Here is a 9,249-nt window from a genome sequence, read left to right on the forward strand (position 1 = left end):
CGCCGAAAGTCTGCTTCAAGAAAGCCGCAATTTCAAACATCCTCAAATCCATGTGATGGAAAACATAGTCGCATGCAGGCAAAACGGAAAATCACACAAATCATGTGATACCGCAAAATATCTTTTCCATACCATGCACTTCGTCTGGTGCACGCGCCGCGAACGGTTGTTTTCAGCCACCGGGCGGCACCATGTCAAGACGAGAGTGTAGAGGAGGGAATGCATGGACACCATCGAACACGAGGGTTCGGTCACCCGCAGGTCCTTTGTAAAGGGCGCTTCGGTTGCAACGGCCGCCCTTGCTGCAAGCGGTGTCGTTCTCGACGGCATGTTCGAGAAGACCGAGCCGGCTTACGCCGACGAGCAGAACCAGGAAACAAGCGACGAGAAGATCGTCCAAAGCCATTGCTCTTGCAACTGCGCAAGCCGCTGCCCGCTGTGGTTCCACGTTAAAGACGACGAGATCCAATGGGCGCAAAGCGAGCAAGAGGCGTTCGACGACGACCCCAACGGCAAGTTCCGCGCGTGCCTGCGCGGCCGCTCGGTGCGTCGCTGGATCAACGACCCCGACCGCCTGAAATACCCCATGAAACGCGTTGGCAAACGCGGCGAGGGCAAGTTCGAGCGCATCAGCTGGGAAGAGGCCATCGACACCATTGCCACGAAGCTGAAGGAAACCTACAACAACTACGGCCCCGAAGCCGTGTTCATCAACCTGGGTTCGGGCGTATACAGCCTTACCGGCCGCCCCTTCCCCCGCCTGCTGGCGCTGACCGGTGGCTACCTGGGCGCTTACGGCACGTATTCCGCAGCCCAATCCACCGCAGCGGCACCGTACATGTGGGGCGCCAACAGCGCCTCAACCTACGCCGCCATCCAAGATTCCGACCTGGTGGTAATGTTCGGCGACGCAGCATCCGACATGGAAATGGGATGCACCGGCGAGTCCAAGCACGGCTTTAGCTATCAGCACCGTACGAACACGAAGGCGAAGTACATCCACATCGACCCGCGCTACAGCGACACGAACTGCAACAGCAACGACGAGTGGCTGCCCATCCGCCCCGGCACCGACGCAGCGCTTGCCGCGGCAATCGCGCACGTCCTTATCTCCGAGAACCTTGTGGACAAGACCTTCCTGGACACGTATTGCATCGGCTACGACGAGGACACCATGCCCGAGTCCGCCAAGGGTCAGAACAAGTCATACAAGGACTACATCATGGGCACCGGCTACGACAAGGTGGAGAAAACCCCCGAATGGGCCGCGCCTATCACGCTTATCCCCGCCGAGCGCATCAAAAAGCTTGCACACGAAATGGCGGAGGCGAAAGCCCCGTTCATCACGCAATACCTGGGCGTGCAGCGCCACAGCAACGGCGAGATGGCCTACCTTTCCATCTGCATGCTCAACCTGCTTTTGGGCGTTGTAGGCAAAAAGGGCTGCACGACGGGCTGCACGACGGGCGCTTATTCCTTCAGCATCCCGTGGATTACCGCTACCAACCCGTGCAAATCGCAGATTTCCGTGTTCTCTTGGACCGACGCCATCGACCATGGCGAGAAGATGACTGCCGAGCACGACGGCGTCAAAGGCACCGATCAGCTGTCAACCGGCATCAAGTTCTTCGTGGAATACGCCGGCAACTGCATCACAAACCAGCACAGCGACTCCAACCGCACGCATGACCTGCTGCAGGACGAAAGCAAGTGCGAGTTTATCCTGGTATACGAAACGCTCATGACCGACTCCGCCAAATACGCCGATATCCTGCTGCCCGACATCATGCGCGCAGAGCAGAAGGGCATCATCAACGACGGCTACTCCGGCGACGTTGCCACCTGCATTTACGCCAACCCCGCCACCACCGGCGAGAAGTTCGAGCGCCGCAGCAGCTTCGACGTGTGCGCCGACATTGCCGACAAATTCGGCATCAAGGACAAGTTCCTGGACGGCAAGGACCAAGAGGGCTGGACGAAGCAGATCTACGAAGGTGCACGCGCAAAAGACCCGCGCCTGCCCAGCTACGAAGAGGGCTACGAGAAGGGCGTGTTCCACTACCGCAACCCCAAGGGCTACACGCCGGCGCTTGAGTCGTTCATCAAAGACCCCGAGGCGAACAAGCTGAAAACACCTTCCGGCAAAATCGAGATCTACTCCGAAGCGCTGCAGAAGGTCATTGACACGTGGGAATTCGACGACGAGCGCGACGTGCTGACGCCCGTGCCCACGTACGTGCCCGGCGCCGACAGCTACCTGGACTGCACCGACGAGTACCCCTTCACGCTGTGCGGTTTCCATTACAAGGCGCGCACGCACTCCAGCTTCGGCAACATCGAGGTTATCAAGCAGGCAGCGCCTCAGGAAGTGTGGATCAACACCATGGACGCCGAAAAGCTCAACATCGAAAACGGCGAGACCGTTTCGGTGTTCAACGATCATGGCGAAGTGCACATCCAGGCTAAGGTGACCGGGCGCGTTATCCCCGGCACCATCATGATCAGCCAGGGCGGTTGGCGCAACGCCGACATGAACGGCGACCGCATCGACAAGGGCGGCTGCATCAACACGCTGTGCTCATGGCATCCCAGCCCGCTTGCAAAGGGCAACCCGCAACACTCCAACGTCGCCGGCGTTCGCAAGATTTCTTAAGGGAGGTTTAGACGATGACTGATTACGCATTCTATTTCGACGCCTCCCGCTGCACCGGTTGCAAGACGTGCGAACTGGCGTGCAAGGATTATCACGACCTGTCGCCGCACGTGGCGTTCCGCAAGGTGTACGAATACGGCGGAGGCAGCTGGCAGAAAAATGCCGATGGCACGTTCACGCAAGATGTGTTCACGTACTACACGTCCATCAACTGCAACCACTGCAAAAAGGCCGTATGCACCGAAGTGTGCCCCACCGGCGCCATGCATCGTGACGAGCGCGGCTTTGTGTCCGTTGACCACGACAAGTGCGTTGGTTGCAAGTACTGCGAGCTGGCGTGCCCGTACAACGTACCCTCCTTCGATGAAGAGCTGGGGCAAATGCGCAAGTGCGACGGCTGCAGCTCCCGTGTGGCAAAGGGCGAAAACCCTATTTGCGTAGACGCCTGCCCGCTGTACGCGCTCGATTTCGGCCCCGCCGACGAAATGAAGAAGAAGTACGGAGAAAGCGAGTGGCTAGCACCGCTGCCCGATCCTAGTTACACCGAGCCGTCCACCATCATGAAGGGCTGCTCCATTTCCCGCAACGGCGGCACTTACGAAGGCAACGTTATGAACCCGAAGGAGGTCGAATAATGCTTACCGCAGCATCGGCCGAGATGCCTCTGCTTGTTTTCTCCATTCTTGTACCCGCAGGCCTTGTTGCGCTGGGCTTAACCGGCCTTCTGCGCGGGCTGGCCGAAGGCGAAGCGAACGCAAAGAAGCTGGATACGCTTGCCTTGATTCCCGCCGTTGTGGTTTTGGTGGGCCTGGCAGCATCCGTGTTCCACCTAGGCTCCCCTGCTCATATGCTCGGCATGTTCGCTGGCCTGGGATCTTCGCCGCTGTCAAACGAGATCGCCTGCGCCGGCCTGTCCATTGCCGTAGCAGCCGTGTACGTGGTTTTCGCGCTGGTTAAGCACCCTGGCGCCGGTGCCCACAAAGGCTTCGGCATCGCGCTTTTGGTGCTTGGCTTGGCTACTGCCGTTATGACCGGCCTGGCATACGCCATCCGCACCATCCCTACATGGGACGGCGCATTTGGCTGGGCCGGCCAGCTATGCCTTGCCCTGCTGGCAGGCAGCGCCCTTGCTGCGCTTATGCTTGCCGCAGGTAACGCTTTCGGCAAGAAAGCCACGAACGTGCTGGCGGCCTGCGCTGTTGTTGGCGGCATCGGCGTTATTGCCGTAGTGTTTGCGCAAGGCTCTGTCGCAGGTTCCGTAACCAGTTCAGCTGGCGCAACGCTGTCCGCGCTTATGGGCGACTACACCACGTTCGCCGCAATCGGCTCTGTTTTCGCCGCCATTGCCGCCGGGTGCACCGCCGCCTGCGGGCGCGTCAAGGTTAGCCCCACCGTTTTGACAGCCGTAGCCGTTGCGTGCGCTATCGTTGCCGCCGTGCTGGTTCGCATTGACTTCTACGGGATTTACCTGACGGTCGGCCTGGCATAGCACTAAGCTAGTAGCTGCATTTTCGCAAGCCAGCGAGAAGGAAGGCGCCCTGCTGGGCGCCTTCCTCAACGTAAAGGAGACGTTCATGGAAACCACTTTTCGCGAAATCTCGCAATGGGCGGGCATTTTAGGGTCGTTGTTCTATCATGACCCCGCATCCGAAAAAGGCGCTACGGCGTTGCGTTTCGTCTCAGGCCAGGAAGCTGCGCAAGCATGGCCTTTTGGTCAACCCGAAGCGCAAGCCTGCCTTGAAACCATGGCGAAAGCCGCCGAAGACGATGGCCTGCACGAAATCCATCTTGAATACAATCGCCTGTTTATCGGCCCTTCCAAGCTGCCTGCGCCGGCATGGGGGTCGGTGTACCTCGATCCTGAAAACGTGATTTTCGGCATTGAGACGCTTGAGCTTCGCGAATGGATGCGCGCAAGCGGCGTAAACATGACGCTTGCGGAAAAGGAACCGGAAGACCAGTTCGGGTTGATGCTTATGATGGCGGCGTTCTGCACGGTTTCGGACAACTGCAGCGAAGCCGCAGTGCGCAAGTTGCTTGAGCATCACCTGCTGCCTTGGGCGTATCGTTTCCTTGATCAGTTCGAAGAAGGTGCTGGCACGGGCTCGTTCTATGCCAGCCTTGCCCAGCTGACGCGCATAACCCTGCTCGATTGGCAGCAGCGTTTCGAACTGTATCCCGATAAGCGCAAGCTGTTCCGATAGGCAAGGAATCAACCATCATCCGTCAAACATTGGGTAAACCATTAGCCGAAAGAAAATGTTGATATTTCGTGAAGACGATGCTAAAATGAAACTCGCTGTTTTCGGAAGCTACGGCTTCGTTAAAAGAAGGGATTCCGTTTTTTGGAGGGGGCGGAATCCCTAATATGAGCAGAGCATTGTCAAGGGACAAGTTTGGCCAGACCCCGTGTTTTTCGGGGCCTGGCCTTATCATCTGGCCTGCTTCGCTTCCTCGATGGACGTGTCTAGACCGACGCGCGTCTTCGCAGTCTAATATTCGCGGGTTCGCCGGCCGGGCGGCGGCGGCTTCCGATCGGAGAGGCTCGCCGCCACGTGCCCTTTATGTCGCCGGCGTTGCATCGCAGTTCGTTGCTACGGCTGGGGGCGTCACCTTCGGTTTGAAGAGTCTTCCGGCGGGCGTGCCGCGCGAGCAGCGCCCAAGGGAGTGATCAGGAATCGCCCTCAACGGCCAGTCGGATTCGGAGCGCCCGCAGGCTCGGATGGCTATGGGTCGGCAGGGCGCCGGCTACGCGTCGGCCCCCTCGGCCATGCGGCCTATCGCCCAGCACCGGCACGCAAGCTCGCGCGCCGTGGCGCAGTTGGCGACCGAAGGCCGCTTGCCGCGCGCGGACATCTCCCGCCGCCTGGCCACGAGCCTCTTCACGGCCTTGGCGGCATGGTTCTCTATACGCAGGGGCACGTCGGGGCTCGGGGCGGGCTTGCGCGCGGCGGTCGCCCTGGCGTAGTACCACGACGCCTCCACCAGCAGCCTGCGGACGTTGGAGTTGCCCGTCTTGGTTATGCCGCCGGTGCGTCGTCGCGGGCCGCTGGAGTGCTCGGAGGGCACGAGCCCGGCCCACGTCGAGAAGGCCCTCGCGCTGTCGAACCTGGAGAACACGCCCGCCTCTGCGACCAGGGCGAACGCCGTTATCTCCTCGATGCCCTTCAGGCAGCGCAGGGCATCGACCCGCCCGCGCCAGCGCGGCTCGCGCGCGTGGGCGCGGATGAACTTTTCGAGCTCGCGCTTCTGGCCCTCCATGTGGCGGACCTGCGCGATGTAGAACGCCGGGGCCCCCTCGTCGGCCTCGTCGGGGAACGAGATCTGCCTTATCCAGGCCCAGTGGGCCTTCGTCCAGCTGCCGACGGGCGCGCCGGTCGGCCCCTTCTCGCAGAACACGTGCCCGTGCCTCATGAGGAACAGGTTGAGGCGCTGCCTGGCGCGGGTGAGGTCGGCGCGGGCGTCGGCGTGCGCGCGGACGAGGTCGCGCGCGGCCTCGGTCTCGGCGTCGGGCACGAACACCTCGGTCACGTTGTGCGTGGCCAGCAGCCTGGCCAGGAACTGGGCGTCGGAGAGGTCGTTCTTGCGCTTGACGTCGGCCGGCGGCCGCTGCATCTTGGACGACGCGCCCACGGCGCACTCGAGCCCCAGCGCATTGAGCTCGCGGCAAAGGTGGAAGCCCGTGACGCCGGACTCGTAGACGGCTTTGGGCGAGTCGAATCCCAGCGCCCAGGACGCGACCTCGCCGGGCGAGTATGCGAACGTCTTGGTAACGACCTCCCCGGTGAGCGGGTCGAGCGCCGCGGCGGCGATGGACCTTGCGTGGACGTCCAGCCCGATGGATGTGGTATGGTTCATGGTGAGCCCCTTCCATGCTTGTGGCAACCCGGCTGGCTGCCGGCTTCCGAGACGAGGTCATTATCAGCCCTGACCCACGGATTTGCATGCAGAGGGGCTCACAATGCTCTGCTCATATCGTCTTTCTTTTGCTCCGGTACGTAAGACCACCCCGAATGCCGTGCCGTATATGCAAAGCGCCTGCGAACCCATACGCCTCGCAGGCGCTTTCTTTTCCTGGCCGCATTTAGCCCGCACCCCCCCCTGTTCGTCATTTTCCCGACATATTGGAAAAAGGTCTGAGCACTCGATTGGAGCTTCGATTAAAAAACTGCTCCGACAGTATATGCAAACTATATCTTGCATTTTGCTTGACAGCGCTCTTATATGCAATATATATTTGTCATGTTGCAACATATAGTTGGTCTTCACTATAAGGAGTTGAAGTGCCTGGGCAGAAGAACCTTCGGATGAAAGCTGCGCGCGCTGCCGTTGGGCTTTCGCAAGCCGAACTGGCGAAAGCGGTTGGCGTTACAAGGCAGACCATCGGCCTTATTGAATCAGGGGGATACAACCCTACCCTGGGCTTATGCGTGGCAATCTGCAAAACGCTGCACGTTACGTTGAACGACCTGTTTTGGGATGACGAAGAGCATCCCTTCTCACGATAGGAGCATCTTATGCAATGGGACAACCTTACTTTGGTTCGAAAATGGCATGAATATGTTGGCCCAAAAGACGAGCGTTTGGAAGTTGAAGAAGCAAAGGTATACAAAACCGGTTTCATGCTGCTGTCAATCGGAACGCTTGTGCTTCTCATCTACCAGCTAATGGCGCAGCAGGTTGCCTGGATTCACAAAGATGATGGAGCCTCTTATGACATGTTTGCCAACCCTGTAGAAGCCGCAATGTACATTTGGTTTGTCGTTGTTATGGTCGCGTGCGCGATTATGCAGGCCCGTAAAGGGTACGTTGACACAAACCGGTTTGATCAAACCGAAAAGTTCCCTGCGCAATCTTTTGCGCTCATCTCAGGGCTGTCAGGATTGGTAAGCGCTGTCGCCATCTTTGTTATGCGCACTGTTGCCGAAATACAGTTTGTGCCTTTTGAACAGGTGTTTCTTGTTCAAAACCTTGTGATGGGCGCAGCGTTCGGCGTGCTGCTTTTCTTTGTAACGTATGGCGCCTTTTACCTGCAGTACCGGTCGGCGAAAAGCGCCCGTGACAAAATGGATTTAGCTGCAGACAACACGGAAGAATAGTTTAGCGCACCGACGTGCAAGGATGCCCCAAATACGCAAGACACCCGCGAGTCCAAATGAATCACCCTTCATTCCTTGGTATCCAAGAAAAGGAAAGCGATTCAGGATTCGCAGGCGTCTTTTCAGTCCTCTGTCTTGCGCCATTACAACACGCGGCGTGCTTCTAGGGCGCGACCGAGCGTTACTTCGTCGGCGAACTCCAAGTCACCGCCTACGGGCAGGCCGCTGGCCAGGCGCGTTACCTTAATGCCGAGCGGCTTGATAAGGCGCGCCAAGTAAGCCGCCGTGGTTTCGCCTTCCACGTTGGGGTTGGTGGCAAGCACCACTTCCTGGACGTCCTCAGTTGCTAAGCGCTGCATAAGCTGCGCGATATGCAGGTCGTCCGGGCCGATGCCGTCCATGGGCGACAGCGCACCGCCCAACACGTGGTACAGGCCCTGGTATACTGCCGTGCGCTCGATGGGCGGGATATCGCGCGGCTCGCTGACCACGCACAGCAGCTGCTGGTTGCGGCTGGTCGAGCGGCAGATCTCGCACAGGTCGTCCTCGGCGTAGTTGAAGCAACGGCTGCAGAAATGCACCGCGTCCTTCACCTCCACGATGGCCTGCGCCAAGCGCAGCGCCATGGCGCGATCGGAGTTCAAGATCCAATACGCCATACGTTGCGCCGATTTCGGGCCCACGCCGGGAAGGCGTTCGAGCTCATCAAGCAGTTTTTGGATTGCGGGAGCCGATTGCACGGAACCGCTTCCCTACATCAGGCCGGGGATGCTCATGCCGCCGGTTGCGGCGTTGATGCGCTGGGCGCCCAGCTCGGCCACGCCGCGCAGCGCCTCGTTGACGGCCGCGGTGATCATGTCCTGCAGCATCTCCACGTCCTCGGGGTCCACCGCCTCGGGGTCGATGGTCAGGCTGACCAGGCTGTTGTCGCCCTGGGCGACCGCCTTGACCATGCCGCCGCCGGCGGAGGCCTCGAAGGTCATGTCCTTGATCTCCTCCTGCGCGCGGGCAAGCTCGACCTGCATCTTCTGAGCCTGTTTCATCATAGCGCCCATGTTGCCCATGCCGCCGCCGGGGAATCCGCCTTTACGTCCCATATCGTTTCCTGTTCTAATCGCGAATGTACGGGTTTCAAACCATTGCATTGTACCGGGCGCGGGCCCGGATGTGCGCTATTCCTTGACTTCTTCGAACGTCACGCCGCCGCCGAAGCCCGCCTGCAGCACGGCCCGCAGCTCGTCGGGGGTTTGCGGAGCACCCTCGCAGGAAGGCGCCGGCTGAGCCGCGAACGCCTGAGGGCGCGACGCAGGAGCCGGCTGGGCCGAGAAAGGCGCAGCAGGCTGCGCGGAGGCCATGGGGCGCTGCGCAGCCTGAGGCTGCGGCATACCGACCTGAGGAGGCGCCGGGCGTTGCGCTGTTACCGGTGCCGCCTGCGGGCGCGCCGCCGGACGGGGAGCCCCCGCCGGATGCGGCTGCGCGGAGCGCGCGGGGCCGGCC

The 9,249-nt window shown here is 60.2% G+C and carries 9 protein-coding genes and 1 pseudogene; 6 read left to right on the plus strand and 4 right to left on the minus strand.

Going from position 1 to position 9,249, the window contains the following annotated elements; translation table 11 throughout:
- Nucleotides 1-223 precede the first annotated feature (223 nt).
- The 4 genes from DW178_RS08015 (at nucleotide 224) to dmsD (ending at nucleotide 4,857) form a co-directional block, all read left to right on the plus strand.
- Nucleotides 224-2,653, plus strand: a complete 2,430-nt coding sequence (locus DW178_RS08015) for a DMSO/selenate family reductase complex A subunit (protein WP_118350472.1) — start codon at nucleotides 224-226, stop codon at nucleotides 2,651-2,653.
- 14 nt (nucleotides 2,654-2,667) lie between these two features.
- Complete coding sequence (locus DW178_RS08020) at nucleotides 2,668-3,288, plus strand: DMSO/selenate family reductase complex B subunit (RefSeq protein WP_118350473.1); 621 nt, start codon at nucleotides 2,668-2,670, stop codon at nucleotides 3,286-3,288.
- Nucleotides 3,288-4,142, plus strand: coding sequence for a DmsC/YnfH family molybdoenzyme membrane anchor subunit (locus DW178_RS08025; RefSeq protein WP_118350474.1), 855 nt, complete (start codon nucleotides 3,288-3,290; stop codon nucleotides 4,140-4,142). The genes DW178_RS08020 and DW178_RS08025 overlap by 1 nt, the downstream gene beginning before the upstream one ends.
- Before the next feature lie 85 nt (nucleotides 4,143-4,227).
- The gene (dmsD, locus tag DW178_RS08030; RefSeq protein WP_118350475.1) at nucleotides 4,228-4,857 is read left to right on the plus strand and encodes a Tat proofreading chaperone DmsD; all 630 of its coding nucleotides are present in this window, start codon (nucleotides 4,228-4,230) and stop codon (nucleotides 4,855-4,857) included.
- A 544-nt stretch (nucleotides 4,858-5,401) separates the two neighbouring features.
- Here the strand turns inward: dmsD and DW178_RS08035 are convergent.
- On the minus strand, nucleotides 5,402-6,511 hold the full coding sequence (locus DW178_RS08035) for an IS110 family RNA-guided transposase (RefSeq protein ID WP_118350476.1): 1,110 nt from the start codon (nucleotides 6,509-6,511) through the stop codon (nucleotides 5,402-5,404).
- 425 nt (nucleotides 6,512-6,936) lie between these two features.
- On the opposite strand from DW178_RS08035, the gene DW178_RS08040 reads away from it, so the two are divergent.
- The gene (locus DW178_RS08040) at nucleotides 6,937-7,161 is read left to right on the plus strand and encodes a helix-turn-helix transcriptional regulator (RefSeq protein WP_118350477.1); all 225 of its coding nucleotides are present in this window, start codon (nucleotides 6,937-6,939) and stop codon (nucleotides 7,159-7,161) included.
- A 9-nt stretch (nucleotides 7,162-7,170) separates the two neighbouring features.
- A complete protein-coding gene (locus DW178_RS08045; protein ID WP_118350478.1) occupies nucleotides 7,171-7,752 on the plus strand; it encodes a hypothetical protein in 582 nt (193 codons plus the stop codon).
- 143 nt (nucleotides 7,753-7,895) lie between these two features.
- On the opposite strand, the gene recR is transcribed toward DW178_RS08045, so the two are convergent.
- The 3 genes and pseudogenes from recR to DW178_RS08060 all read right to left on the minus strand — a co-directional run.
- Nucleotides 7,896-8,492, minus strand: a complete 597-nt coding sequence (gene recR, locus DW178_RS08050) for a recombination mediator RecR (RefSeq protein WP_118350479.1) — start codon at nucleotides 8,490-8,492, stop codon at nucleotides 7,896-7,898.
- Nucleotides 8,493-8,504: 12 nt separating this feature from the next.
- Nucleotides 8,505-8,849 carry a YbaB/EbfC family nucleoid-associated protein gene (locus DW178_RS08055; RefSeq protein WP_042434781.1) on the minus strand — a complete coding sequence of 115 codons (345 nt, stop codon included), beginning with the start codon at nucleotides 8,847-8,849 and terminating at the stop codon, nucleotides 8,505-8,507.
- Nucleotides 8,850-8,924: 75 nt separating this feature from the next.
- Nucleotides 8,925-9,249: pseudogene (locus DW178_RS08060) on the minus strand (hypothetical protein); the annotation flags it as partial.

This window comes from Eggerthella sp. AM16-19 (genome assembly GCF_003474385.1).
Lineage (GTDB): Bacteria > Actinomycetota > Coriobacteriia > Coriobacteriales > Eggerthellaceae > Senegalimassilia.

Excerpts from the sequence above, each read along its gene's own strand:
- DW178_RS08015 (WP_118350472.1), top strand. The coding sequence starts at position 224 with ATGGACACCATCGAACACGAGGGTTCGGTCACCCGCAGGTCCTTTGTA.
- DW178_RS08020 (WP_118350473.1), top strand. The coding sequence starts at position 2,668 with ATGACTGATTACGCATTCTATTTCGACGCCTCCCGCTGCACCGGTTGC.
- DW178_RS08025 (WP_118350474.1), top strand. The coding sequence starts at position 3,288 with ATGCTTACCGCAGCATCGGCCGAGATGCCTCTGCTTGTTTTCTCCATT.
- dmsD (WP_118350475.1), top strand. The coding sequence starts at position 4,228 with ATGGAAACCACTTTTCGCGAAATCTCGCAATGGGCGGGCATTTTAGGG.
- DW178_RS08035 (WP_118350476.1), bottom strand. The coding sequence starts at position 6,511 with ATGAACCATACCACATCCATCGGGCTGGACGTCCACGCAAGGTCCATC.
- DW178_RS08045 (WP_118350478.1), top strand. The coding sequence starts at position 7,171 with ATGCAATGGGACAACCTTACTTTGGTTCGAAAATGGCATGAATATGTT.
- DW178_RS08055 (WP_042434781.1), bottom strand. The coding sequence starts at position 8,849 with ATGGGACGTAAAGGCGGATTCCCCGGCGGCGGCATGGGCAACATGGGC.